This window comes from Shewanella sp. SM29 (assembly GCF_025654245.1).
Taxonomy (GTDB): Bacteria; Pseudomonadota; Gammaproteobacteria; order Enterobacterales; family Shewanellaceae; genus Shewanella; species Shewanella oncorhynchi.
In genome coordinates, this window is sequence record NZ_JAKKRN010000017.1 from 48,991 (window position 1) to 73,204 (window position 24,214).

22 protein-coding genes and 1 pseudogene are annotated in these 24,214 nt (G+C 46.4%); 9 read left to right on the forward strand and 14 right to left on the reverse strand.

Annotation, left to right across the window (positions count from 1 at the left end; all coding sequences use genetic code 11):
• Positions 1 to 169: 169 nt before the first annotated feature.
• From L5L77_RS13190 to gmk, 4 genes are read right to left on the reverse strand one after another with little or no spacing between them, the layout of a single operon-like run.
• Complete coding sequence (locus tag L5L77_RS13190; protein WP_006079838.1) at positions 170 to 553, reverse strand: RidA family protein; 384 nt, start codon at positions 551 to 553, stop codon at positions 170 to 172.
• Positions 554 to 578: 25 nt separating this feature from the next.
• A complete protein-coding gene (gene spoT / locus L5L77_RS13195; RefSeq protein WP_105251161.1) occupies positions 579 to 2,684 on the reverse strand; it encodes a bifunctional GTP diphosphokinase/guanosine-3',5'-bis pyrophosphate 3'-pyrophosphohydrolase in 2,106 nt (701 codons plus the stop codon).
• A gap of 42 nt (positions 2,685 to 2,726) precedes the next feature.
• Positions 2,727 to 3,005: a DNA-directed RNA polymerase subunit omega gene (gene rpoZ / locus L5L77_RS13200; protein ID WP_007651394.1), complete on the reverse strand. Its 279-nt coding sequence runs from the start codon at positions 3,003 to 3,005 to the stop codon at positions 2,727 to 2,729.
• A gap of 58 nt (positions 3,006 to 3,063) precedes the next feature.
• Positions 3,064 to 3,687, reverse strand: a complete 624-nt coding sequence (gene gmk, locus L5L77_RS13205; RefSeq protein ID WP_105251162.1) for a guanylate kinase — start codon at positions 3,685 to 3,687, stop codon at positions 3,064 to 3,066.
• A gap of 252 nt (positions 3,688 to 3,939) precedes the next feature.
• Between gmk and L5L77_RS13210 the strand changes: the two genes are divergently transcribed.
• From L5L77_RS13210 to L5L77_RS13220, 3 genes are all read left to right on the forward strand, one after another.
• The gene (locus L5L77_RS13210; RefSeq protein ID WP_263185218.1) at positions 3,940 to 5,652 is read left to right on the forward strand and encodes a hypothetical protein; all 1,713 of its coding nucleotides are present in this window, start codon (positions 3,940 to 3,942) and stop codon (positions 5,650 to 5,652) included.
• Positions 5,653 to 5,818: 166 nt separating this feature from the next.
• Complete coding sequence (locus L5L77_RS13215) at positions 5,819 to 6,691, forward strand: NTP transferase domain-containing protein (RefSeq protein WP_263168710.1); 873 nt, start codon at positions 5,819 to 5,821, stop codon at positions 6,689 to 6,691.
• Positions 6,684 to 7,748 (forward strand): phosphotransferase enzyme family protein, encoded by a 1,065-nt coding sequence (locus L5L77_RS13220; protein WP_212600297.1) that lies wholly within the window; start codon positions 6,684 to 6,686, stop codon positions 7,746 to 7,748. The genes L5L77_RS13215 and L5L77_RS13220 overlap by 8 nt, the downstream gene beginning before the upstream one ends.
• Positions 7,749 to 7,801: 53 nt before the next feature.
• Here L5L77_RS13220 and L5L77_RS13225 read toward each other — a convergent pair whose 3' ends face one another.
• On the reverse strand, positions 7,802 to 8,635 hold the full coding sequence (locus L5L77_RS13225; RefSeq protein WP_263185216.1) for a sulfotransferase: 834 nt from the start codon (positions 8,633 to 8,635) through the stop codon (positions 7,802 to 7,804).
• A gap of 408 nt (positions 8,636 to 9,043) precedes the next feature.
• On the opposite strand from L5L77_RS13225, the gene L5L77_RS13230 reads away from it, so the two are divergent.
• From L5L77_RS13230 to L5L77_RS13240, 3 genes are all read left to right on the forward strand, one after another.
• Positions 9,044 to 10,165, forward strand: coding sequence for a Fic family protein (locus tag L5L77_RS13230; RefSeq protein ID WP_263185215.1), 1,122 nt, complete (start codon positions 9,044 to 9,046; stop codon positions 10,163 to 10,165).
• Between the two features lie 499 nt (positions 10,166 to 10,664).
• The gene (locus tag L5L77_RS13235) at positions 10,665 to 10,895 is read left to right on the forward strand and encodes a helix-turn-helix domain-containing protein (RefSeq protein WP_076497128.1); all 231 of its coding nucleotides are present in this window, start codon (positions 10,665 to 10,667) and stop codon (positions 10,893 to 10,895) included.
• On the forward strand, positions 10,892 to 12,847 hold the full coding sequence (locus L5L77_RS13240) for a DUF2075 domain-containing protein (RefSeq protein WP_263185214.1): 1,956 nt from the start codon (positions 10,892 to 10,894) through the stop codon (positions 12,845 to 12,847). The genes L5L77_RS13235 and L5L77_RS13240 overlap by 4 nt, the downstream gene beginning before the upstream one ends.
• Before the next feature lie 35 nt (positions 12,848 to 12,882).
• On the opposite strand, the gene L5L77_RS13245 is transcribed toward L5L77_RS13240, so the two are convergent.
• The 5 genes and pseudogenes from L5L77_RS13245 to L5L77_RS13265 form a co-directional block, all read right to left on the reverse strand.
• The gene (locus L5L77_RS13245; protein ID WP_259566514.1) at positions 12,883 to 13,359 is read right to left on the reverse strand and encodes a PD-(D/E)XK nuclease superfamily protein; all 477 of its coding nucleotides are present in this window, start codon (positions 13,357 to 13,359) and stop codon (positions 12,883 to 12,885) included.
• A gap of 103 nt (positions 13,360 to 13,462) precedes the next feature.
• Positions 13,463 to 13,705, reverse strand: a pseudogene (locus L5L77_RS13250) (LysR substrate-binding domain-containing protein); the annotation flags it as partial.
• The gene (locus tag L5L77_RS13255) at positions 13,706 to 15,013 is read right to left on the reverse strand and encodes a type II toxin-antitoxin system HipA family toxin (RefSeq protein ID WP_263185213.1); all 1,308 of its coding nucleotides are present in this window, start codon (positions 15,011 to 15,013) and stop codon (positions 13,706 to 13,708) included.
• On the reverse strand, positions 15,013 to 15,279 hold the full coding sequence (locus L5L77_RS13260) for a helix-turn-helix domain-containing protein (protein ID WP_263185212.1): 267 nt from the start codon (positions 15,277 to 15,279) through the stop codon (positions 15,013 to 15,015). Before L5L77_RS13260 ends, L5L77_RS13255 begins: the two co-directional genes overlap by 1 nt.
• Positions 15,280 to 15,572: 293 nt before the next feature.
• Entirely contained in the window at positions 15,573 to 16,469 is an 897-nt protein-coding gene (locus L5L77_RS13265) for a LysR family transcriptional regulator (protein ID WP_263222901.1), read from the reverse strand.
• A 295-nt stretch (positions 16,470 to 16,764) separates the two neighbouring features.
• Between L5L77_RS13265 and yjjG the strand changes: the two genes are divergently transcribed.
• Positions 16,765 to 17,445: a pyrimidine 5'-nucleotidase gene (gene yjjG, locus L5L77_RS13270; RefSeq protein WP_263185210.1), complete on the forward strand. Its 681-nt coding sequence runs from the start codon at positions 16,765 to 16,767 to the stop codon at positions 17,443 to 17,445.
• Positions 17,446 to 17,586: 141 nt separating this feature from the next.
• Here yjjG and L5L77_RS13275 read toward each other — a convergent pair whose 3' ends face one another.
• The gene (locus L5L77_RS13275) at positions 17,587 to 18,450 is read right to left on the reverse strand and encodes a YicC/YloC family endoribonuclease (protein ID WP_263148942.1); all 864 of its coding nucleotides are present in this window, start codon (positions 18,448 to 18,450) and stop codon (positions 17,587 to 17,589) included.
• A gap of 410 nt (positions 18,451 to 18,860) precedes the next feature.
• Between L5L77_RS13275 and rph the strand changes: the two genes are divergently transcribed.
• Positions 18,861 to 19,574, forward strand: a complete 714-nt coding sequence (rph, locus tag L5L77_RS13280; protein WP_263222903.1) for a ribonuclease PH — start codon at positions 18,861 to 18,863, stop codon at positions 19,572 to 19,574.
• A 163-nt stretch (positions 19,575 to 19,737) separates the two neighbouring features.
• Positions 19,738 to 20,379, forward strand: coding sequence for an orotate phosphoribosyltransferase (pyrE, locus tag L5L77_RS13285; RefSeq protein ID WP_006079863.1), 642 nt, complete (start codon positions 19,738 to 19,740; stop codon positions 20,377 to 20,379).
• A 177-nt stretch (positions 20,380 to 20,556) separates the two neighbouring features.
• Here pyrE and folE read toward each other — a convergent pair whose 3' ends face one another.
• From folE to slmA, 3 genes are all read right to left on the reverse strand, one after another.
• Positions 20,557 to 21,207, reverse strand: a complete 651-nt coding sequence (gene folE, locus L5L77_RS13290) for a GTP cyclohydrolase I FolE (protein WP_006079864.1) — start codon at positions 21,205 to 21,207, stop codon at positions 20,557 to 20,559.
• A 270-nt stretch (positions 21,208 to 21,477) separates the two neighbouring features.
• Complete coding sequence (locus L5L77_RS13295) at positions 21,478 to 23,478, reverse strand: alpha/beta hydrolase family protein (protein ID WP_263185191.1); 2,001 nt, start codon at positions 23,476 to 23,478, stop codon at positions 21,478 to 21,480.
• A gap of 134 nt (positions 23,479 to 23,612) precedes the next feature.
• Positions 23,613 to 24,206 carry a nucleoid occlusion factor SlmA gene (slmA, locus tag L5L77_RS13300; RefSeq protein WP_113941097.1) on the reverse strand — a complete coding sequence of 198 codons (594 nt, stop codon included), beginning with the start codon at positions 24,204 to 24,206 and terminating at the stop codon, positions 23,613 to 23,615.
• Positions 24,207 to 24,214 lie beyond the last annotated feature (8 nt).

The following is a 24,214-nucleotide window of genomic DNA, read 5'->3' on the forward strand; positions in this document are numbered from 1 at the left end:
AGCTCGCGCAAATAGTTTACAAGATTGTAAAATATGAGAATGGAGCGCAAAGCCTACAAGTTGAGTGTGAAAGCAAGATGAAGAGAGTGGCGAGCGGGGGGTTGGATTGTGTTGGCAACAAAAAGGCGCCGTAGCGCCTTTTCGTTTATAGAAGGTGAAATGCTAGCGCTTACAGCTCCATCACGCCGTCCATTTCAACTTGAGAATCCTTCGGCAATTGCTTCACGCCGATAGCAGCACGGGCTGGGTATGGCTGGCTGAAGTAACGGCTCATGATTTCATTCACTTTAGCGAAGTGGCTTAAATCAATCAGGAAGATGTTGAGCTTAACGATATCGTTGATTGAACCACCCGCAGCAGTACAAACTGCCGTCAGGTTTTCAAATACTTGCACGACTTGCGCTTCAAAATCATCGCTGACAATTTGCATTGTGCTTGGCACGAGCGGGATCTGGCCAGATAAATACACTGTGCTGCCGACTTTAACCGCTTGTGAATACGTGCCTATTGCCGCTGGGGCGTTTTCGGTCGCTATGATGATTTTTTCTGCCATGACGCTCTCTCTAGTGTTGAGTTAATTAACGATTACGGGATGTGCGCAGTACTTCGGGCAGTACCCTAATTCGGCGCATCACGTTGGCTAAATGGATCCTATCTTTCACCGAAATCCGCAGGTTGATCAAATACACGCGACCATCACGTTCTTCAGTGCTGAGGTTGTGAATGTTTGAACCTTCGGCGGCAATGATCGAGGTGATCTTCGCCAGTGCACCTTGGTGGTTAACGATTTCGACCCGCAGATTGGCTTGGTAATCAACGCCTTCAACATTATCCCATTGTACGGGAATATACTTGTCTGGCTCGCCTTGATAACCACGAATATTGGCGCAGTTTTCCATGTGTACCACTAAGCCCTTACCTTGGCTCACGTGGGCAATCACGGCATCACCTGGGATAGGGCGGCAACAGTTCGCGAAGGTAACGAGCATGCCTTCGGCGCCACGAATTGGCATCATGTGGCCGTCGCGGCTTTCTTGATTCTCAAGATTATCGCCAATCAAACGCTGGGCGATAACAATACTCATGGCATTGCCAAGACCGATATCGGCGAGCAGCGAATCGAGCGTCGTATGTTTAGTATCGCGGATCACTTTTTCAATCTGCTCAGGCGCAATGCTGTCGAGTTTAGTTTTGCCTAGCGCATGGTTGAGCAGGCGGCGACCGAGTGCAATCGCATCATCACCTTTAAGGCTTTTCAGCACTTGGCGGATTTTAGCGCGAGCTTTACCGGTTACCACAAAGTTCAGCCAAGCGGCATTAGGACGGGCGCCTTTAGCGGTAATGATTTCAACGGTTTGGCCTGAAATTAACGGCTGGCTAAGCGGATACGCTTGGCGATTAACACGGGCGCCGACGCAAGTATTACCTACGTCCGTATGCACTTCGTAGGCAAAGTCTACCGCGGTGGCATTCACGGGTAATTCCAGAATGCGACCTTCAGGGGTGAACACATAAATCTCTTCAGGGAAGAGTTCAGTCTTCACGTTTTCAACGAATTCGAATGAGGTGCTAGCGCTTTGTTGTAGCTCCAACAAGCTTTGCATCCACTTACGGGCACGCACTTGAGTCGTCGTGCCTTGGCCTGTTTGCGCACCGCCTTTGTAGGCCCAGTGTGCGGCAACCCCTTTGTCGGCCATCTGATCCATATCTTCGGTACGAATTTGGATCTCAACGGGCACGCCGTGTGGACCAAATAAAGAGGTATGGAGTGACTGATAACCGTTGGCTTTAGGGATGGCGATATAATCTTTGAAACGACCGGGACGAGGTTTGTACAGTCCGTGCATGGCGCCGAGTACGCGATAACAAGTGTCGATGGAATCGACTATCACCCTAAAGGCGTAAATATCCATGACTTCTTGGAATTGCAGCTCTTTACTCTGCATCTTGTTATAGATGGAGTAGAGGTTTTTCTCGCGACCTTTAACTTTCCCTGGAATACCTGCATCGTTTAAGCGCGTATACACAGCGGCTTCGATGCCTTGGATCAATTCTTTGCGATTGCCACGGGCGGCTTTAACGACTTCTTTAAGCACCCGATATCGCATTGGATAATAAGCTTGGAAACCTAAGTCTTCTAACTCTGTCTTGATGTTATGTATACCAAGACGGTTAGCGATAGGTGCGTAGATTTCTAAGGTTTCGCGGGCGATACGGCGACGTTTGTCGGGACGCAGTGCACCTAAGGTACGCATGTTGTGGGTTCTATCGGCAAGCTTGATGAGGATAACGCGGATATCCTGCGTCATCGCCATCATCATTTTACGGAAGTTTTCAGCCTGAGCTTCTTTCTTGTCGCGAAATTTAAGCTTATCGAGTTTTGACACGCCTTCGACGAGTTCGGCCACCGCGACACCGAATAGTTCGGCTAAATCGTCTTTGGTGACATGGGTATCTTCGATGGTGTCGTGGAGCAGTGCTGCCATCAGCGTCTCATGATCAAGACGCATGTCAGCAAGGATGCGGGCAACCGCAACCGGATGAGTAATATAAGGTTCGCCACTCGTGCGCATTTGCCCTTCGTGGGCATCGCGCGCAATCTGGTACGCCTGCTTGAGCAATTCTACCTGTTCAGGTTCTAAGTAACCGGAAGCAGACTCCTTTAGACCTTCAAACAGATACAAGTGGCAGCTCTCCTTTTACCTAAATAGGTTTTTACTCAAAAACTATAATGAACGACCTTCAGCAATGGCTGCAACCGCTGCAATTTCAGCGGCTTCACGTTCACGTACCGTTTGACGCTCATCGGCATCTAAGGTGTGAGCATTAACTAAACCTAGTTCGATTTCACGCAGGGCGATAACCGTGGGTTTGTCGTTCATCTCTTCAACCATAGGGTCTTTACCCTGCACGGCGATTTGGCGAGCACGACGCGCCGCAACCAAGATCATATCAAAACGGTTGCCGATTTGTTCTACGGCGTCTTCTACAGTTACGCGAGCCATGTGTTGAAACTCCAGTTTATCTAGGGAAAAAATGACGCAAAATTGTACACTATGACAGCTATCCTGCCAACAGATCGTGAAGCATATCATTTTGCGCGTGGATCTGACTAGCACCTGTTAAGCGCTGACTGCGAATGATGGCACGCAAATCGGCTAAGGCAGTGTCAAAATCGTCGTTGACGATAATAAAATCATATTCTTTATAGTGGGACATTTCCGATACGGCTTGTGCCATACGGCTGGCGATAACATCGCTACTGTCTTGTCCGCGACCAGTGAGGCGGCGTTCTAGCTCGGCTTTAGAGGGTGGTAGAATAAACACACCAACGGCTTCTGGCATCACGGCTTTAACTTGTTCGGCACCTTGCCAGTCGATATCGAGGAAAACATCGATACCTTGGGTGAGCGTATGCTCGATCACATGGCGCGAGGTACCATAATAATTGCCAAACACTTCTGCCCATTCAAAAAAGGCATTTTCAGCAATTAAGGCTTTGAATTGCTCAACATTAACGAAGTGATAGTGTTGACCATCAACTTCACCTGGGCGTGGTGCGCGGGTGGTATGAGATACCGAAACCTGCATGTCGGCTGGCTTGTCTTTAAGCAAGGCTGAAATCAACGAGGATTTACCTGCGCCACTTGGCGCCGACACAATAAATAAATTTCCGCGTGCGGTCATGAGCTAAATATCCAATGGGTTAACGCAAGAAGGGCCCAGAAAGCCGAGTATTATACCGATTTTGACCATAGAAATACTAGGGCTTGTTGGCTGGCAATTTAAGCCTATTTTAGATTTACTTCGATATTATGTGCATTTTTATCCGACTTGGGTCGTAGGCACTGACAATTGCGGGTAAATTGGTTACGCTCGTGCGAATAAGGCAATGAGTGTCTTTTTGTATCTCGTTTTTACAACAATAAAGGAAGGGTCGTGCTGTTAAAATCTCTTTTCTGCCTTCACGGGCGTGATTCTCGTCCCCGTTTTGTCGCAATCAGTGTTGGCGTTTACGTCTGTATTGCATTTGCAGCCGCTGCTTTTGGGGCTAATTTTCTGATGTATTTGCTGGCATTGTTGGGTCTACCTTTATTAGGGCTCACCAGTTTGCGTCGTTTGGCCGATGCCGATAAGTCAAAAGGCTTGATTGGCGTATTTCTATTGCCGTTAATAATTTTTATCGGCCTGTTAGCGGCCGGTGTGCATATTGCCTTAATTGGATTGAGTTTAGTGTTAGCCGCGGGACTGACATTTTGGGGCTGGCGCTTTCCTGCACCAACGATAGTGGATTATCGCTACGGTTATTTCGGTCCTGAGCTGGATGCACCAACATCACAGGCCATGCCTAGGCGCCGTGTGGAACCGACTATCGTTCCTAAAACCATCGCACCTAAAACCATAGATCCTAAAATCGTAGATCCTAAAACTATAGACCCTAAAGCCATGGCATCTAAAACTGCCATAGATCCTAACATCATTGACCCTAAACCTATTGTTGATCAAGACGTTGCCGTAAGACAATCGGCAAAATCTACCTCTCATATTCAAGCACAACCTCAAGCTGAAAGGCATGAGCCGCATGTTGAGCAGCTTCATGCCCAAACCATTAGCGCTGAGACTGTGTCTGAGCCAGAGGTCGATTTATCGAACCATGTTGAATCTGTTTTAACATCGGCGAGGGTTGAGCCGAGTGTTAGCGCGGCGGAGGCAGAGCGAGAGGCGTTGCGTCAAGATGAGCTGCGCTTTGATGCGTTAACTCGAATGACGCAGAATCCTGCCGATTTTGTGATACCAGACAGCCATGCAGATTTCCGTCCTGCTAATACTAGCCGCGTTGAACAGACCCACATTGAGTTGGTCGATGTCGATGTGGACAATGTTAATTTGAAACATGTCGACTTTACTGCGGCGCAATTAGATCCTGCCGAGCGTAGTACTGAACCCGGTTGGCGTTTTACCGCCGAAGAAGATGACGAGCCTGACAGCTTTAACGATAGAGATCATGCCGAAGAAGTGCGTCAGCGCCGCGCCGAAGCAAAAGATTCTGGTTCGATGACTGAGCTATTTCGCGGTTTATTTGAGTTTTTGGCGCCACTAAAGCGTTTCTTGGTGTTGCCTAAGATTAAACTGCCGAAAGTGGAACGCCGTTATTGGCGCCCAGCAGGAATTGGCTGTGGCGTGGTGCTCTTGATTGCCTTGGTGTGGGGCCTTTGGCCAAATGGCGACTCTGAGACAGGTGATGGTGCAGAAGTTGTCACGGTTAACGCGATTGCGCCCTATGCGGGTGAGCGGGTGACGCTCGCGTTACCGGACGGTTTTTCTGTGGCGCTGGAGGATGACATCTTGATCATGCGTTGGCTCGGTGAGAAAGGTAAAGCACAAAATCTGTGGTCCTTAGCGACGGCAAAGGGAGATAAAACTTGCAGCGTCTTATCCTTTAACAATGGCACTGACTATCGCCCTGTGACTGTGGATCTGAAAGCGGATTCCGCTTCAGAGGCGCGATTCTCACCACTCGATACTCAGGCCATCATTATTGATCTCGCCCGTCGAGGTAATATTAGCCTGTGTGGTTATAAGTTCAGTCTTAAGGGCAGCCAAGCGATATTGGAACAAAATCGCACCTTTGGCGATTATATTGCTCGTTAAAAAAGTCTGCAGCTAAGTCGATAAAAATTCTGCTTAAATGCTAGTCACAATTAGAGGGGTAGATTACACTTTTGCTCCTCTTTTTCTCAAACCGTACTTTAGGTTGTTTAGGTCGCTGCGGTTTGGGGAAACACCTTTAAATTTGAACTGAATATATCAATCCAGCATGAATACAGAATTGACCTTAGTCATTATGGCTGCGGGGCTAGGTAGTCGTTTCGGCGGCGATAAGCAATTGGCGGCACTCGGCCCCGCGGGTGAACCCATGTTGGTGCTATCAATCATGTCGGCCATTCGCAGTGGTTTTCAGCGTGCTGTGCTGGTGATCCGCCCAGAATTAGAAAGTGAATTAACTGAGATCCTGACACGATTTTTGCCAGCCGATTTTGAATATCATTTTTGCTATCAAGTCTTAACGGATTTACCCGAAGCGGCGCAGTTGGCGGATCTTAGCCACAGGCTTAAACCTTGGGGCACGGCCCATGCACTCTGGAGTGCGCGCCATCTCGTTAAAGGGCCAATGGCCGTTATCAATGCCGATGATTTTTATGGTGATAGCGCTTTTGCTTCCTTAGCCAAAGGCTTAAGCACTAGGCCAACTGAGTGGATGATGGTGGCCTATCCCATAGAACTCACGTTGTCGGAACACGGTGGCGTTAATCGTGGTTTGTGTCAGGTTGAAAATGGTCAGCTTAAATCGGTCGCCGAATGGCTCAATATCGCCGAGCAAGCTGGCCACTTAATGGGTGATGGCCCGCAGGGTCATGCTAATTTGCCGGCGCACTCCTTGGTCTCTATGACATGCTGGGGCTTCTCCCCAAACATATTTGATGTTATTAAACGTGAATTAACCGAATTTATCGGGCAACAGGGGCAACAACCTAAGTCTGAATGCTATTTACCCGCCATAGTACAAGCGGGAATTGAGCAAGGTTTGCCTGTGTATGTCGATGTTGCCTGTGAGCCATGGCTTGGCGTGACTTATCCGCAGGACACTGTCTGGGTAAAACAAAAATTAACGGAGTTATTGAGTGATTAAACTCATCAGGCAGTCAGTGTTGCCTCATTTTGGTATTGAATCTGCCGAGGCGAAAATTTCTGCCCTCGGTAATGGCCACATCAATGACACCCTTTTAGTGCGTTGGCCTGCGGGCGAATTGGTATTGCAGCGAATTAACACTGAGGTATTTAAAACACCCAACGCTTTGGTCTGCAATGCCGATAAAATTAGCCATCATTTATGCGCTAAGTCATTGCAGCAACAATACGGCCTTAAAGTCGTTAGCCCATGTTTAACCCAAGAGGGTGAGCTGGCTATCGATTTAGGCGAGCAAGGATTTTGGCGCGCGATCAGTTACTTGCCCCATAGTCTTAGTATTGAAGTGGTTAAGTCGGAACAAGAAGCTGAAATGGCGGCTAAGGCCTTTGGGCATTTTGCCTCAGCCTTGAGTGATTTTGATGCGACAGAGCTTGAAGATGTGATCCCTCAATTTCACCATTTACCGGGACGCATGGCCTTACTAAAGCAGGCCGCTGAACTCGATAGTCAACATCGTTTAGCGCTCTGCCGTCATTGGGTCGATTACGCGTTATCTCAGCAGGCGTTGCTTGATGAACTTGCAGAAATATCGCCAAAGCTGCCGCTACGAATTTGTCATAACGACACTAAAATCAATAACATGCTTTTTGATAAACGCGACATGTCCAGCATGGCGATTATCGATTTAGATACCTGTATGAAAGGTCATCTTATGTATGACTTCGGCGACATGGTACGCACTTTCTGCTCGCCAGAGGAGGAAGACTCTACGGCCTTGGATAAAGTCCAAGTGCGCCAAGATATCTTCGCCGCGATTTGCCGTGGCTACTTGAGCGAGTTGGGTGACGTCTTAACGGAAGATGAAAAACGCAGTCTATGGCTCGGTGCGCGGGTGATCTGTTTGATGATAGGCGTGCGTTTTTTAACGGATTATCTTAACGGTGATGTGTATTTCCATATCCACCGTGAAGGCCATAATTTAGACCGCGCCGCCAACCAGTTTACCTTGTACCAAAGCTTGCTCGACCAAGAGACTGTGCTTAAAGCTAATTTCTAATTCAGCGCTTGGATATCTGTGTATTGGTATTTGTGTACTGATCCAATGCATTGTTAAAGCGTGTAGTCGAAAAACTTACGGCTTTGTGGGCCTGCGCTATTGGTGTTGACCTTGTTGGGGTGTTTATATTCACCCCAACTTGCCACGTTGCGGCCCACGTTAAGTTTAGGGAAACTCAGCGGCTCGCTTAAACCTAATGCGACATCGCTATTCTCCGCGTTTGCTTCCATTCCCAAAAATTGCAGTAACTGACTTAAGCTTCCTGCATGGCTAACATCGATTGAAATAAAGTCTTCCCGCCCATTAAAGTAAGCGAATACTTCTTGCTGATGCTTTTGATAACAAGCAATTAAGTGCTCACTGCTGGCAGGTTCCGCCACTTTATCTATGGCGAAAGTATGCCTAAAACTGCGCTTTAATATTGGATGGAAACGGCCCGTTTTTTCATCTAAATGGGGTGCCATTTTACCAAGTAACATCTGCATTGAAGGCAACCAAGTATTGATATCGCGGTCGAGATAGACAAACACAGCCTCGGGAAATAATAAATCCAACTGCTGATAATCGCTGAAACAAGGCGTGTCAGACACTGCATCGGCCAGCATAAATGCCTGTTTAGTAAAGGCCATGTGTGCCACTTTTAGCCCTTGCTCCAACAGCGCCACACTTACACTCGTGGTGCCCGTGCGTGGCAAACCTATGATAAAGACTTTCTGCTTTTTCACCTTTATCTGTTCGTCACTGAGCGCATTCGACTGGACTGGATGCATTGCATCTTGCGTCGCAATCGGTGAATGACCAGTAGGTTGAACATTGCCGATACGCTGTGCATTAGCAGTACATTGTACGTGAGTAGAGGTTAGTGAATTGTTGGCGTTATCAGGCATAGGTTAGGCTCAGAATGTGTGTCAGCGGTGCAGTAAAGCCGTAAGTTATCACCTCGGCGTTTCACATTGGCGTGTCAAATCAGCGGCGGTATTATATCTCAGCGCGAAGGCTTTGTCGGTGGCTATACATAAAAGTCACGCACCACTGCAATGCACCCAGTAAAGGCGCACCGTATTGCGTGATAGCTGAAGCATCGCTGCACAATAATAGTAAGTGTGGAAGCCCATAAGGCTTAGAAACGAGATCCCGGATTACCAACAAGGCTCATTTCCCTGCATTGTATAACCATATTGGAATTGATGAGGCGATTATTAGCGCTATTCGACTCATAATGTGAGGCGAATAGGTTTGTTAATCGCCTCATTATGTGAGTAGAATAGGCTTGTTATTCGACTCATGGGGTAGATATGTGGATTTGGCAGCAAGCCGATTGGCCTAAGTTTCATTGGAACACCAGCAACATTGATGCCTTGCTGCGTCAGGTCTATTTCAATCAGGGCCAGTTACTTGGCAAGCAAATGCTAAGTCACGACGATAGCTTATTAACTTCAGACGCTGCACTCGAAACTTTACTCGCTAACATTATCCATTCCAGTGCCATCGAAGGTGAAAAGCTCAATGCTGCTTCGGTACGCTCATCCTTGGCTAAAAAACTCGGCGTGACTGAAGATAAACCGTATCCGACAACAGCGCAAACCGATGGTTTAGCTGACATTATGCTCGATGCTTTAAAAAATTTAGAGACTGAATTAACCCTCGAACGGATATTGGGCTGGCATAAACAGTTATTTCCCCAGGGTTATACATTGTTTAACCCCGTTATTGGTGGAACGCTGCGTGGCGATACACCTATGCAGGTTGTCTCTGGCCGCATTGATAAACCAACAGTACATTTTGAAGCACCCTCTAGAGCGTCATTGGATGCTGAACTCTCGCAGTTTATCGAATGGTTTAATGCTTCACGGCAAGCGCAGGTTTTAGATCCGCTTATCCGTGCGGCGATAACACATCTTTGGTTTGTTACTCTGCATCCACTTGATGATGGTAATGGGCGCATCACGCGTTTATTGACTGATTTGGCTTTGGCGCAAGCGGAGAAACGCTCGATTCGTTTTTACGCTATGTCGGTCAGTATTCTTGCCCGTCGCCAAGCTTACTATGACATTTTAGAGTCTACCCAAAGGGGTGATGTCGATATTACTCCTTGGTTAGTATGGTTTTTTGAAACCCTCAATGATTGCTTACTCAATGCGATGGCAGATGTGAGCAGAACGCTGTTGAAAACTCAGTATTGGCAAAGTGTCGACCAACCTTTATTGAGCCAGGAGCAAGCCAAAGTGCTCAATCGGATGTTAGATGGCGATTTTGAACTAGGGATTAATAGTAGCCAGTATCAAAAAGTCGCGAAGGTGAGTCGCGCCACCGCCACCCGTCATCTTGCGCAAATGGTCGAACAGCACTTTTTAGTGAAAGCCGACGCCGGCGGCCGCAGTACCAGATACTTATTGCCACTTAGTTTGAAACGATAAGGGTTAGGCATGTTATCAAGCACTTGCATTCCAGTGACTCGGTGAATAGAAACCTAGGGTTTCTAAGTTTATGAACGAGAGCCATGGAAGGCGAACTGGCAGTTAAATAGGGAAGTTGTTCAAGTCCTTGGATGCTCAACCGTGACGTCCTGTCACGGATGGTCGCTTCCATGCGAGTGCCTAATCCTGTTAGCCTTCGCGCATATCTGTTAGCTATTAGAACCAATCGCTTAATAGAAATTTGAGATAGATTCTGGCTCAAAGTCGACGTCGGCGGCCGAAGTACAAGGTACTTATTGCCGAGTGGTTGGTAAGTAGATTGCGGAATTTGCCGTCTAAATGTAATCAGCGGCAACAATCATTTTGCATTTTGTGAGTGATTACCCTGTGCGATGTTATGTCCAAATCATTAAGTGCTAGGCATTTGATGTGACTCATAGTCCGTAGACGTATTGTCTACAAGTAAAGATCATCATGAAAACTCTTCAAAGGATTATTCATGGAAGATCATTTGCTTACCTCATTCGGTACTCATCTAAAAAGTTTGCGACTTGAGAGATCTTTTTCTCAGGAGCAGCTTGCATTAAAAGCTGACATGGACAGAACCTATGTCAGCGGCATTGAACGTGGGCAACGCAATGTTAGTTTGATTAATCTTTTTAAGCTTGCCAGTGCTTTAGATATCCCGGCGAAACAACTTCTTGATTTTACCGTTGAGGGATCATTATGACTCAACGAGCATTTTATTCGGCGAGTTTTAAAGATTTTCTATCTGCTGAGCCCGATGCGATTACCGGGCAGATATCACGTTTCCATACTCAGCATTTATTGCATGCACAAACTCGTGCTTGGTGTGCTGAAATTGAAGTTCTCAAACGCTCCTTGGCCGAGAGCGTTGAGCGAGAAGGGCATATTTTCATTGAGTTTATGATCCCACGAATGGGACGACGTGCCGATGTCGTGATTATATTTAAAGGGATTGTTTTTGTTGTAGAGTTTAAAGTTGGCGCAAAAGTATTTACTGCTGCAGATATGAGGCAAACTCATGGATATGCTTTAGATTTAAAAAACTTTCATCGCGGTAGTCATGATAAATATCTAGTTCCTCTGCTTGTCGCCACTAAAGCGACGAGCCAATCGAAAGATCCAGTATTCGCAGGCGATAATGTTGCTTCGACCTTGTGTATTTCACCCAGTGAATTGTTTTCAAGAATGCGCCAAATCGCTGAACGGTTGAATCAACCTACTTTTGACCCAAGCTTGTGGGCTGATTCTGGCTATTTGCCGACACCAACAATTATCGAAGCGGCGCAAGCGCTATATGCGCAGCATAAAGTCGAAGATATAGCTCGTAGTGAAGCCGACACTCAAAATCTTGGACAAACGAGTCAGCAATTACTTCAGTTGATTCACGATGCTCGTATCAATAAGCGAAAAATAATTTGTTTCGTTACCGGTGTTCCGGGGGCGGGAAAAACCCTTGTTGGGCTTAATATTGCGAGTATTCACGCAAACAGGGAAGAGAACGAGTATTCTGTTTTCCTCAGTGGTAATGGGCCTTTAGTGACGGTATTACAGGAAGCCTTAGCTAGGGATAGATCTTCTAGAACTGGTGATTCTATCAGCGAAACCAGAAAGGAGACTGAATCATTTATTCAGAATATCCATCGCTTTAGGGATGAATATCTGAATGGCGGTGTGCCGCCTGAAAAAGTGGCCATATTTGATGAGGCTCAACGGGCGTGGGATAAAGAGCAGGCAAGCGATTTTATGCGTCGTAGGCGAGGTATTGTCGACTTTGATAAATCAGAGCCTGAGTTTCTCATCGAAGTAATGGACCGTCGTCAAGACTGGGCGTTTATTATTGCACTAGTTGGTGGTGGGCAGGAGATTAATAAAGGTGAGGCAGGCCTAGCAGGTTGGTTGGACGCACTTAAGGACAGGTTCTTAGATTGGGATGTCTATTTTTCCACCGCTTTATTGTCTGGTGAGTATGTCTCAATGGGCGTAGACCTGAATGCGGTTTCAAGGGCGAATATCTTACCTAACTTACATCTTGCCACATCCATGCGATCTTTCCGTGCTGAAAAGTTATCGAGCTTTGTTCATTACTTGGTTTCTGGGCAATGCGGACTTGCAGTTAGCCTCTATAAAGAGATAGAGCATGTCTACCCAATCAAAGTCACTCGGGATATAGCTAAAGCCAAAGCTTGGGTTAATCTGCACAAACGAGCCAATGAGTCTATGGGGCTGCTTGCTTCTTCTAACGGCATTAGGCTTAAAGCTGAGGGTATTTTCGTTAAGAACGAGATAGACCCTGCTAAGTGGTTTTTAAGTGGTGCTGAAGATATTCGTTCTGCCGAATTTTTAGAGGATGTTGCTACTGAATTTGATGTACAAGGGCTAGAGCTAGACTGGTGCGTTGTGGCTTGGGATGCAGATTACCGTTTCAATGCTCAAGCATTTGAGCACTGGCAGTTTGTAGGAACCAAATGGCAAAAACGAAGCCAATTAGTTCGGCAAAAATACCTTGAAAATGCTTATCGCGTATTGTTGACGCGGGCTCGTCAGGGCATGGTGATATTCGTTCCTAAAGGCGATAAATCAGATGAGACTCGAGATCCCAATTTTTATGATCATACTTATAAGTACTTGATAGATTGTGGGATTGGTGTGATTTAGTAAAAGAAAGGGTCGGAATTGTTCGACCCTTTTGGTTATTTTGAAACGAAAAAACTAATAAATTCATCAAGGTCACTAAAGACCTTGATTTGTTTGTCTTGAATATTACTTGCAGCAGTTTTTATCCAGTCAAAAGCTTTTTGTTTATAGCCTTTCCCACCTAGTAAAATGACTAAATTGTGCTCTGGCGCGAGGCGAAGAGACTCTAGGAAAAAAGGAAATTTTTGATCGACAGAGCCGCTTTGCTCTTGCTTATGAGCTTCAATTCGGACTGCTCCTAGTGTTTGATGTTGTACTAAGAATGCCGCTTTTCGAATTCCACCATACATATCTGTATAAGGCACACTTTTAAGGAACTCGTTTTGAGACGGAACACCTTGTACTTCACGGAAGCCAAGCGCCACAAGGGATTGTTCTACTTGATCACAAAACTTCTGATTGGATAACATGCTTGCTTCATATTTACCTGAGTCGACTTCAGGTAGATCTTCAAAAAGTGATTCTTGGTTCATTCTCCATCCTTGGTTATTAAATCGCCCTTTAATGTATCATTGAGAGTGGCTGATTTTCAATCAGTTAGAGCAACTACACAAAATTGTTCTATCACTTTGAAATTTATCTTAACTTGCCACTCCCCAACAACTCCATCAAAAACTCGAGCAATACACTCACCTTAGTCGGCAAATGTTTTCGCTGTGGATAAACCGCATAAATGCCATGTTCGGGGAGGGGATGGTCTGTGAGCAAGGCTTGTAGGCGGCCTGCTTGTAAGTCGGCGTCGATCATGAAACAGGGTAGGTTGGCTATGCCTACACCATCGAGTGTGGCTTGGTGGATGGCATCACTATTTGAGCGCTGTTATAGCAGTCGCCTTACCCTATGCTCTAACCCGTTCAGGATGCTGTGCTGGATATGTGGGGGGAAATCATCTGGCAGTTGCGCTTGTATCCGTTGGATAACCATAGGCGTTTTTTCAACAAACTCCTCAAGAAGCTCGTTCATGGCTTGTTGACTAAAGCCGACTCGATTTGCTGTAGCGAGAAAATGGTGGGGAAAGATTTGTTCAATCTGGTATTTTTTCCCTTTAGTGGCTGTCAGTCCCATGGCCAGTTTCGCATCGCGGATGTTAAGTCCTGTACCACCCAGCACTGGATAAACGGAGATGATGTCGTAGAGTGGGGTAAGCTCGTATTTTCCTTCGGGCCTGATAAATAGCGAAAAGTTTTTAGCGTGGCCGTCTGTCGCCGCCAGTAACCAAAATAACACTTGTGCTTTCATGAAGATGCGCCGATCTCTTTCTGGGGCAAGCGATCCCATCAATACGTACATTATCTCGCTAATGCCTGGTCCGTCTTGGTTCTCGTATTTCCTCGCTGAGGGGATATTGAGGGTTTGGCAAAAATCTTCCTGTGGTAGGCGCATCAGCCAACTATTGTCCGCTGCGTAGCGGCGATCGAAGCGTTCAACAGCGAGTGCTTTGATATTCCCAACCTTAAGGATTTCGCAATCGGGTACAGGTAAACCATATTCTCGAGCAATAGACATGCACAGGTACTCGTTTTCGACACTGTCCGATAGATCTAAGGTGTGGGAATGGGTGACTATCTGGCCGATAGGGAGTTTTATTATGTGACTGGTTGGCGTTGAACCATGGGGTAAACACCACAGACCATCATATTTCAGCAGGGCGGTTTTTTCCTGTGCTCCAGCAACTGAGATCCGAAAATCGTCATATTCTTCGAGCATGCCTAATGGGATCTTGGATTGGTAACCTGCTAAGACCCGTACTAGGGCTGCGTCATCCAGTGGTTCACATTCAATTTTTTTAATGTCTTTGGGTTCAATACCTTGTGGTACCAGTTGCAAGGCTCCGACACTATCTTGGCCGACTTTAGTCAATAAATCGAAGGGTTGGGTTGAACTAGCTTGATAGCGTGCGAGGATACGCTGGCGAATTTCCGGTGAGTCAGGCAGTAAGTTATCAAAGAAGTTATAAACTTCATTGCCCTGATAATGGCGTTGGCGTAGAGGCATAGACAACGATATGGGGCGATTTCCTGGAATAGCCAGCCAGTCGCTATTGTATTGAAATCGATGGGCGCCTGTCTCTTCTTTAGAGAAAGTACCGACTAAAAAGCCATTCATATAAACGTCAAGTGCTGCCATTACCACTCCTGAGCCCATTGTTTATGGTTAGATGGGCCTGTATCACTGTCACTCGCGTTGCGAGGTTTGAGTTCTATTTCGAGTTCGAGGGCTGATAAGAGTTTGAAAAATGTATCAAGTTTAGTGCTGTCGGGATTCTGTTCGAAGTTGGAAATAGTGCCTTGGCGTAAGCCAATTTTCTCACCAATTTTAGCCTGGGAGAGTCCCTGTGATTGGCGAACATCTTGTATATAAGCGCTAAGCTGTTTGGTTGTGGTGATCTTCATCTTGAATTCCCATTATTTCCCAATACGCTTTAAAGTATAAACATAACTTAACACGCTACAGCGTGTAGTTAATGTTTAAGACGTTACAGCGTATAATTTTTTTATATACGTTATAGCGTATAAATATGGGCTAAAAATGCAAGTGTAGTATTGATTAAAAACATAAATCTGATTGTTCAAATGATTCGCTATCAGCCGCTCGAGAGAGTCAGTCTGATGGTCTCTGGTCTATTGTTTATTTTTCATAGGGGGTGAAAGAGAGTTGTCCTTCCTCATTACTGACAAGTGAAAATTTACCCTAACTTGCCACTCGCCAGCTTCTCCATCAAAAATTCAATCAATACACTCACCTTAGTCGGCAAATATTTCCGCTGTGGATAAACTGCATAAATGCCATGTTCGGGGAGGGGATGGTTTATGAGCAAGGCTTGTAGGCGGCCTGTTTGTAAGTCGGCGTCGACCATGAAGCGGGGTAGGTTGGCTATGCCTACACCATCGAGTATGGCTTGGTGGATGGCATCACTATTGTTGACTTGATAGTTACCGTTCGGCTGGATGCGAGTTGGGCCCTGCGGGCTTAAGAAGGTCCATTCAACACCATCACGAAAGTATGAGTAGAACAAACAGTTATGTTGGCTAAGTTGCTGTGGCGTTTGTGGCGCAGCGTGGCGAGCAAGATACTCGGGTGAGGCGCAAATGACACTTAAACAAGGGGCGATTTTACGGGCAATAAGGTTTGAATCTGGCAGATCGCCGATGCGAATTGCCAGATCGAATCCGCCAGCAATTAAATCGGTTGTCTTATCATCCATCTGCATTTGTAGCTGTATTTTTGGATAGCGGCGTAGAAACTCGGGGATTAAAGGGGCGATATGTAAGCGACCAAATACCATAGGAACTGCGATGCGCAGACTGCCCTGAGGCGCTTGTTGTAGCTCAGAAATGGCGTCCAAGCCGTCTGCTGCGAGTTTAACGGCAGGACGAACATAGTCAAAATAGCGGGCGCCCGCTTCGGTAAGGCTTAAGCTGCGAGTGGTACGGTGCAAAAGTTGAATACCCAGACTTTGTTCTAATAGGGTAATGCGTTTACTCACCGCCGATTTACTCAGTCCAAGCTTTTGACTGGCCAGCGAAAAGCTACCGCATTCTACTACAGTGACAAAGATAGGTAGTGCTGAAAAGTGCTCCATGGTGTCCTTAGATTATCGCGTTCCCTTGCCATTATTGTTGATGATACCTCAACAGTCAGTTTTTATTATCGTGGTTATCATCGCCCTTGATGCAAGGTAGACTAATGCACTTGCTGGTTGCGGGTGTCGACTGTGAAGCCTAGTTATTTTCGCGCTCATCGCTCATGTTTATCGCTTATCTTGATTACTGCTAGGCAGTTAGCCACAGTGTTGCCGCAATCGCCGATGTACCATTCTCGATGCCACTGAACGGCATGGGATGGGTCTTAGCTATTTTGTCAGAAAGAGAGTTCCTATGTCCTTGCCTTACCAATGGATTTTGTTTGATGCCGATGAAACCCTATTTTATTTCGATGCTTTAAAAGGGCTTAAGTTGATGTTTAGTGAGTTTGGGGTCGATTTTACCCAAGCCGATTTTGACGAGTATCAGTTAGTTAACAAACCACTTTGGGTTGATTATCAAGATGGCAAGATAACTGCCGCCGAGTTGCAAACCATACGTTTCGAACCTTGGGCAGCCAAATTATCTGTCACGGCCATGACGCTCAATGGTGCATTTTTATCGGCAATGGCCGAAATTTGTTCGCCGCTACCCGGTGCCCGCGAGTTATTAGCCGCGCTCCAAGGCAAAGCCAAATTAGGTATCATCACTAACGGTTTCACTGAGCTACAAACCGTGCGATTAGAGCGTACAGGATTACAGCATCATTTTGATATTTTAGTGATTTCAGAAAAAGTCGGCATAGCCAAACCTGATGTGGGTATCTTCGAACATGCCTTCGAACTCATGGGCCATCCTGAGCGCGATGCTGTGCTCATGGTCGGTGATAACCCGCATTCAGATATCCAAGGCGGTATCAACGCCGGTATTCATACTTGCTGGTATAACGTCCACGGCCACGATGTACCCGCTGGTATCGCCCCGCACTATCAAGTGAGCTCGCACCAAGAGCTGCAAAAAATCCTGTTACCGTAAACGATTGTTCACTGAGCCTAGCTCAGCACTTGATATTAGTGACTCAGAGTGAGTGCTTTAACTGATACTCCCTCAGTGTCATAAAATACAAAAAGCCCTTACATTAAGGGCTTTTTGGTATCTAAAACGCGTTAACTATCATTACTCAACGTTTTGGATCTGCTCGCGCATTTGCTCAATCAGCACCTTAAGTTCAACTGCGGCTGAGGTGATTTCAGTGCTGATGGATTTAGAGGCGAGCGTGTTCGATTCGCGGTTGAATTCCTGCATCATAAAATCTAAACGGCGACCCTCGCTGCCGCCTTTTTTGAGGATGCGGCGCGCTTCGGCGACATGGGCTTCGAGTCTGTCCATTTCTTCGGCGACATCTTGTTTCTGCGCCAGAAGCACCATTTCTTGCTCGATACGGGCGGGGTCGAGTTCACCTTTGATTTCTGCAAGGCGGTTGGTGAGCTTTTCGCGTTGATACAGCATCACCGTTGGCATGTGCTCGCGTACGACGGCGATTTGCTCGCTGACTCCGTCTAAGCGGCTTAGCAGCATGTCTTTGATGGCTTCGCCTTCACGGCCACGGGCTTCGATGAATTGATCTATGGCTGAGTCGAAGGCTGTCATCAGATCGGCGCCGATCGCATCCATATCTTGTTCACCGCTCGCTAGCACGCCCGGCCAGCGCAGGATGTCGGTCAGATTGACATCGCCTTGTCCCGCTTCTTGCTTGAGCCAAGTGGCGGCGCCTAATAGCTGTTTTGCTAGCGCTTGATTCAACTGCAGCTCGTTATTGCTGTTGTCTGCCAATTCGTAGCGCAGATTGACTTCCACTTTGCCGCGGCTTAAACGTTTACGAAGGCGGTCGCGCAGTACGGGTTCGAAGCTGCGGAAATGCTCGGGTAAACGTAGGTAAGTTTCGAGATAACGTTGATTGACTGAGCGAATTTCCCAGGAGGCAGTGCCCCATTGTGCTTTGTGCTCGATGCGAGCGTAGGCTGTCATGCTTTGGATCATGGGTTGTCCTAATGGTGTAATCGTCATAATGAGAGGCGATTATAGAGTCAATGGCTTTAGGATTAAAGGCATACAGCAAATATACCCAAGCTGCTTCGTCCCGGCGGGTTTTAACGCACTTTATGCTGCGTTGGTTATTTTTAACTTAGTCCACTAGGTCCGCAAATAACCGCAATCGCCATGGATGGCGTGAATGCCATTTATGCAGGAGCAATAAATGGCCTTGCCTAAAGTGCGTTAAACTTCCGCTGAATTCTGCATCTTCAGGTTGTTTGGGTATAAGGACACGGATTAGGCGTTTGAGTGTGATGAGTTTGCCAGAGAATCACCCTAAGCATGGCATCCTAAGGCTCAAGCCCTTATAATATGCAGCCAAAATCGGTCAATGACTCAGAATACAGGAATCTCGCATGCGTCCAAGTAACAGAACGCCAGCACAAACTCGTCCCATCACTATCACTCGCCAGTTTACGGCCCATGCCGAAGGTTCTGTGTTAGTGGAATTTGGCGAAACGAAAGTGCTTTGTACCGCCAGTTTTACTGAAGGTGTGCCACGTTTCCTTAAAGGTCAGGGTCAAGGCTGGGTGACGGCGGAATACGGCATGTTGCCACGTTCGACCCATAGCCGTATGGATCGTGAAGCCGCTCGCGGTAAGCAATCTGGCCGTACGCAAGAAATTCAACGTCTTATCGGTCGTGCTCTGCGCGCTTGTGTGGATATGAAAGCTCTAGGCGAAAACACTATCGTGATCGATTGTGATGTGATCCAAGCTGACGGTGGCACGCGCACTGCTTCTATCACTGGCGCTTGTGTGGCCTTAGTGGATGCGCTGAACTGGGCACGCGGTAAAGGCATAATTAAATCTAACCCGCTTAAATTCCTTATCGCTGCAGTCAGCGTCGGTATTTACAAGGGTGAAGCGATAAGCGATCTAGAATATATCGAAGATAGCGCCGCTGAAACTGACATGAACGTGGTGATGACGGAAACGGGCAAGATCATCGAAATTCAAGGCACCGCCGAAGGCGAGCCATTCAGCCACGAAGAATTACTCGAACTGTTGGCATTGGCGAAGAACAGTATTCGTGAAATCGTCGATGTGCAGAAAACCGCATTGAACTAATATTGTGGTGATGAAAAGGCCCCGTCATGTTATAGAGTGCGGGGCTTTTTATTAACTGCAGCTTTTTATCTGCAGCAAGATGCTAGTGTAGTGCAAGCCCTGTACCGAATAAAAATTCCCCATAATACAAAACCAATAAAAGACAAAGTCGTAAGGAGATATTGTGAAAGCTTATCAACGTGAGTTTATTGAATTTGCCCTAGAACGTCAGGTGTTGCGATTTGGCGAATTTACCCTTAAATCGGGCCGTATCAGTCCTTATTTCTTCAATGCGGGTTTGTTCAATACTGGTCGTGATTTAGCGCGTCTGGGCCGTTTTTATGCCGCTGCGTTAGTGGATTCTGGTATTGATTACGACTTGCTGTTTGGCCCTGCTTACAAAGGTATTCCGATTGCCACCACAACGGCTGTTGCCCTGTGTGAGCATCACGATATCGACATTCCTTACTGCTTTAACCGCAAAGAGAAAAAAGATCACGGCGAAGGTGGCAGCTTAGTCGGTAGCGAGCTGAAAGGCCGCGTTATGTTGGTGGATGATGTGATCACTGCCGGTACTGCGATTCGTGAGTCGATGGAAATCATCGAAGCCCATAAGGCGCAGCTGGCTGGCGTACTAATCGCGCTGGATAGACAAGAAAAGGGCAAGGGCGAGTTATCGGCCATCCAAGAAGTTGAGCGTGATTTTGGCTGCGGAATAGTGGCAATTATTAAACTCGCCGACCTAATCAGTTATCTGTCTGAAAAACCAGGGATGGAAGTGCAACTTGCCGCCGTGAGCCAGTATCGCGAGCAATACGGGATTTAAGTGAAATCAGTTAATCAGCCAGTAATGACCTTATCTAGACCGAGAAGGGTTTGATTGGGTTGGTATGAAAACAAAAAAACGCTGCGATTCTATAGAAGGAATCGCAGCGTTTTTATTGAGCTGTATTGATTACTATTGATTTAGGCACGTTTTAAATAGCGTTAAGTTTCAATACATTTATTTAGACTGGTGCAAAAACTCGGCGCGAGTTGCGGGGTTAGATTTGAAAATACCGCCCAGCGCTGTGGTAGTGGTCGAACTGGTGGAGTCCATCACGCCACGGGATTTGACGCAGTAATGCACGGCATCCATTTTAACGGCAACGTCTTTGGTTTCGAGCAAGGTTTGTAGCGCGACTAACACTTGCTGAGTCAAACGTTCTTGCACCTGTGGACGTTGAGCGAAGAAACGTACTATACGGTTAATCTTTGATAAACCGATGATTTTTTTGCGTGGCAGATAAGCTATGGTGGCAGTGCCATCGATCGTCACTAAATGGTGTTCGCAGGTGCTGGTAAGACTAATGTCTTGCACTCGCACCATTTCATCGAAGCCCATCTTATTGTCGATCACCGTGATCTTAGGGAAGTTCGCATAATCTAAGCCGGAGAAGATTTCATCGACGTACATTTTAGCAATGCGGCGCGGCGTATCGGCAAGGCTATCGTCTGACAGATCCAATGACATTAATGTCAGGATTTCTTTCATATGATGTTCAATCTTGTCTTTACGTTCTTCACTGCTGTAAACGCTTGGGAGCATTGGGGTTTCAAGTCCACGTTCTAATAACGCGGCTTGTACTTTTACTGCTGCTTCACTTAATGCCATCTTATCCTCCACTACGTCGTAGCGGCTATAACAGAAAACCTATGCTGATCATCGCGTGGTACTAGGGCTGTTCAGCATCAGATACAAATTATTGTTATTCTCGCTAGGGCAAGAATAGGGGGACGAGGATAGCGCGAATTGCAGACAATTCATACCGAAAAACGCGCATAGACCACATGAAAAAGCCGATAGTCCTTATCGGATATCGGCTTTAAATCTGCCACTGCCAATCGAGTTTAGCCTATCAGTGTCGGCAAGTTTGAGTTAATTCTAAAGTTTCAGATTGGTTTTTAGGAAACTGAGCATTTGTTCATAGTATTTCGCTCTATGCTCATCGTTATAAAAACCGTGGCCTTCATTGTCCATCACCAGTTTTTTGTAAGGATAATCGTGAGCTTTTAGGGCTTTTTCGAGGGATTCGAGTTGAGTTATTGGGGTTCGCTCATCATCTCCACCATGAACTAGCAACAAGTTCGCTTTGAGTTTGTTGACATTATAGCTTGGTGACATTGCTTTAAGTGTCTCTAAATTGTTTCCAAGCACATCTGCTTGATAGCTACTTCCAGATGCTGAGTTTGCAACATCACTGTCATCTTTCCATAGTGGTAAATCGTAGATACCAGCCATACCTATGGCACATTTAAACATATCTGGCGCTAATACCGCGCTTTGCAGGGCACTATAACCACCAAAGCTGCCGCCAGCGATACAAACCCGTTCCTTATCGGCAAAACCTTGGTCAATAACGTACTGGGTTGCGTCGATAATATCAAATTGAATATCACTGCCCCATTTTTGGTATCCCGCTATCGTAAAATCTGCTGCATAGCCTCCAGAACCGCGAAAGTTAACTTGTAATACTGCTATACCTTGGTTGGCGATCATTTGGGTTTCAGGATTAAATTCCCACCAGTCTCTTCCATTTTTGGGGCCTGTATGAGGGCCACCATGGGGATTGACCACTAGCGGTAGATTTTTAGCTTCTTTTCCATAGGGTAATGTAAGGTAACCATGGATCGTTTTACCATCGCGGCTGGTAAAACTGATGGGTTTGACCTCAGCCATTTGCTCGGGATCGAGCCACTTTCTGGTGGCGGCGAGATACTCGAGTTTAAGTTTTTTCGTATCAAAGACGTAGTAGTCACCAGGATTTCGGTCGTTAAATGCAATGACCACGAGCTTCTCGCCATCCCTAGTTTCGCTGACAATCCGTACTTGGTGACCCGGCAGCGCGGCAAGCAAATCCTTCAGCAGCTTGGCATGGCTGTCTTCGTTATTAACGAAGGCATAGCTTGGGTAGCCATTTTCAAACTCAACGGCGTAGAGTTGTTTATTAGTGCCATTGATCCAAAAATTACTCGGATCGACTTTTTCATCTTGAATAATCTCGGTTTTATCGCCAGTTTCAAGGTTGATTCTGTACACGCCTAAGGTCTCACCTTGGGGGCGGCCAGCGGCATAAATGGTGTTTTTATCATCGGCGAAGGAGATGGGATGAAAATCATTTAAGCCCAGATTGAGTTTGTCGGTATTTACCCATTCGCCATCTTTGCGGTAAAACACTTTAGTGGTGTTTTTACTGTCTTCACCGGCAACGAAGCGAACTTCACCCTGATGGTCTGTCATAAAACGTGCTTGGCCTATGGGTGAGCCAGTGATGCGTTTGCGCGTGCCAGTAAATAAATCGACGCGATAAACATCCTGTGTTAACTCAACATCGAGATTGACCTTATCATTCCAAGGGATGGCATTAACCAGCATATAACGTTCATCATCGGGCAGGGGATCGAGGATAAATGCGCTCGCCCGCATAGGGGTGTTTTTCTTGATATTAGAACCCGTTTGCTGTTCGCCACTATTGTAACCGAATAGGTAAGCCTTACGTGAGCCATCGGCATTTACCGCCATCAATTCTCCGTAATAGATGGGGGTGTCGTGCCAGCCTTTTAGGTATTCCTTCGCTAAAACGATGCGTTCACTGTTAGCCCATTCATAGGTGCCAACCTGTGCGTTACCCGGGAAACGTATCGCATTGAGCAATTTTTTTGTCTGAGCGTCTAAGACTAACAGTACATTTTTACCCTCGACACTGGTAATCGTACTTAAGTATTTGCCTGTTGGAGATATTTTAACATTGGAATATTCATCGCCTTTGCTAAATAACTGCGCCTGCGATAATGCATTCGCGGCTGAAGTAGTGGCAGCAAACGAAGATATAGGCAGCATAGGTAAGCAAAGAGCAGCCAAAGTGGCTAATCGAAAGAGTTTCATCCGACATCCCTGTAAAATTATTGTGATTTTTGTTTCTTAAATGATTTTTGAGAATAAAACAAAAGTGAGAGCGAAACAAGGACGGGCTATAAAAATAAAGGACGCTAAATAGCATCCTTTATTTAAGTAAATCATTAACTTTGCAAAAGCTGGTGTTGGATAAATCGCCACTGTTCATCGAAGTGTGTGGTTGGTTTGAGTTTGAATTCACTTCGTACAAATTGAGCGATGCGGCCTTCGGCAAAGGCTAACAGTAAATTGGCTAATATGGCTTCGTCTAAGTTGAAGCCTTTACCTTCTCGTAGGGTTTTTTCCCGTAAAATTTGCTTTAACTGGGTTTCAATTTTGGCAAATAAGTTACCAATACGACTTCGCAGGCGTTCATTTTCACCGAGTAGAGCATCACCGTTGAGAACGCGGGAAATTCCTGGGTTACGCTCGGCAAAGATCAGCAGCAGTTGCAGTACCAACTGGCAGCGCTTCATGGTGTCTTTTTCGTCATCCATGATTAAATTGATGCGCGACAATAACGACTCTTCGATAAATTCGATTAGGCCTTCGAACATCCGCGCTTTACTCGGGAAGTGGCGATACAGTGCGGCTTCCGATACACCGACTTCTGAGGCCAGTTTCGCTGTGGTGATCCTTTGTCCTGGGTTGGTTTCTAGCATCTGCGCTAGACATTGCAGAATGTGTTCACGACGATTAATTTTTGGGCTTACAGCCATTGCAGTAT

Excerpts from the sequence above, each read along its gene's own strand:
- L5L77_RS13235 (WP_076497128.1), top strand. The coding sequence starts at position 10,665 with ATGGAAGATCATTTGCTTACCTCATTCGGTACTCATCTAAAAAGTTTG.
- L5L77_RS13190 (WP_006079838.1), bottom strand. The coding sequence starts at position 553 with ATGGCAGAAAAAATCATCATAGCGACCGAAAACGCCCCAGCGGCAATA.
- rpoZ (WP_007651394.1), bottom strand. The coding sequence starts at position 3,005 with ATGGCTCGCGTAACTGTAGAAGACGCCGTAGAACAAATCGGCAACCGT.
- L5L77_RS13240 (WP_263185214.1), top strand. The coding sequence starts at position 10,892 with ATGACTCAACGAGCATTTTATTCGGCGAGTTTTAAAGATTTTCTATCT.
- folE (WP_006079864.1), bottom strand. The coding sequence starts at position 21,207 with ATGGCATTAAGTGAAGCAGCAGTAAAAGTACAAGCCGCGTTATTAGAA.
- gmk (WP_105251162.1), bottom strand. The coding sequence starts at position 3,687 with ATGACCGCACGCGGAAATTTATTTATTGTGTCGGCGCCAAGTGGCGCA.
- L5L77_RS13255 (WP_263185213.1), bottom strand. The coding sequence starts at position 15,013 with ATGGCAGCACTTGACGTTTATATGAATGGCTTTTTAGTCGGTACTTTC.
- L5L77_RS13275 (WP_263148942.1), bottom strand. The coding sequence starts at position 18,450 with ATGATCCAAAGCATGACAGCCTACGCTCGCATCGAGCACAAAGCACAA.
- L5L77_RS13230 (WP_263185215.1), top strand. The coding sequence starts at position 9,044 with ATGTGGATTTGGCAGCAAGCCGATTGGCCTAAGTTTCATTGGAACACC.
- L5L77_RS13225 (WP_263185216.1), bottom strand. The coding sequence starts at position 8,635 with ATGCCTGATAACGCCAACAATTCACTAACCTCTACTCACGTACAATGT.
- yjjG (WP_263185210.1), top strand. The coding sequence starts at position 16,765 with ATGTCCTTGCCTTACCAATGGATTTTGTTTGATGCCGATGAAACCCTA.
- L5L77_RS13215 (WP_263168710.1), top strand. The coding sequence starts at position 5,819 with ATGAATACAGAATTGACCTTAGTCATTATGGCTGCGGGGCTAGGTAGT.
- L5L77_RS13265 (WP_263222901.1), bottom strand. The coding sequence starts at position 16,469 with ATGGAGCACTTTTCAGCACTACCTATCTTTGTCACTGTAGTAGAATGC.
- slmA (WP_113941097.1), bottom strand. The coding sequence starts at position 24,206 with ATGGCTGTAAGCCCAAAAATTAATCGTCGTGAACACATTCTGCAATGT.
- L5L77_RS13295 (WP_263185191.1), bottom strand. The coding sequence starts at position 23,478 with ATGAAACTCTTTCGATTAGCCACTTTGGCTGCTCTTTGCTTACCTATG.
- L5L77_RS13260 (WP_263185212.1), bottom strand. The coding sequence starts at position 15,279 with ATGAAGATCACCACAACCAAACAGCTTAGCGCTTATATACAAGATGTT.
- rph (WP_263222903.1), top strand. The coding sequence starts at position 18,861 with ATGCGTCCAAGTAACAGAACGCCAGCACAAACTCGTCCCATCACTATC.
- L5L77_RS13245 (WP_259566514.1), bottom strand. The coding sequence starts at position 13,359 with ATGAACCAAGAATCACTTTTTGAAGATCTACCTGAAGTCGACTCAGGT.